This is a genomic window from Micromonospora sp. M51, from assembly GCF_018070305.1.
GTDB classification, from domain to species: domain Bacteria; phylum Actinomycetota; class Actinomycetes; order Mycobacteriales; family Micromonosporaceae; genus Micromonospora; species Micromonospora parva.
In genome coordinates this window covers 1-711 of the sequence record NZ_JAGPXZ010001366.1, presented here as the reverse complement: position 1 = coordinate 711, position 711 = coordinate 1, and the positions used below count along the sequence as shown (strand labels likewise).

General features: G+C 77.2%; 1 pseudogene. It reads left to right on the top strand.

Annotated features, from left to right (window positions below):
* Positions 1 to 699, top strand: a pseudogene (locus tag KBX53_RS34870) (hypothetical protein); the annotation flags it as partial.
* Positions 700 to 711 lie beyond the last annotated feature (12 nt).

Here is a 711-nt window from a genome sequence, read left to right as displayed (position 1 = left end):
GGGCTGGACCCGGTGGACTTCCACCCGGACAGCCACGCCCTGCGGCAGGTGCTGCGCTCCGTCGGCGGCGACGCGACCCGGTGGGAGCCACCGGAGGTGTCCGTACCGTCGGCGGACGCCGAGCACGGCGTCGACCCGGGCTTCGAGCTGGCCGCGCGGGACTGGACCGCCCAGCACCAGCACCCGCTGCACCGGGTGCTGGTGCCCCGGCCGGCGGCGCTGAGCGCGGGCGTGGCCGACCTGTACCGGCGGTGGCTGCGGCGCGCCGGCAAGACCGGTGACCGGTTGGTGGTGGAATGCGGCCGGCTGCTCGACCCGTGGCAGGTGGTGCGGGCGGGGCTGGTGCCGTACTGGTGCGAGAACGCCACCCGCCGCAGTGTCGACGAGGCCGAGTGGTGGTTGGCCGGCAGCGAGGCGTTCAGCTCGGTGGACGTGCTGCCAGAGCCGCCCGGGGTGCGCTCGCCCGCGCTGGCCGGGCTGCCGCAGTGGCTGGCCGTCGCCGGGTTCGGCCGGCGGCGTCGGGCGCTGGACCGCACCACCGCCCGGGGCTACCCGGTCACCTCGGTGCCCACCCGTCGGGCCACCGAGGTGCTGCGGGCCCAGCCGTACGACCTGCCCGCGCCGCCCCCTCTGGGGGTCGCCGAGGCGGTGGCTGTGCTCCGCGACAGCGGCGGCCACCAGGGGGTGTTGGTCTCCTGAGACGGAGGTCGC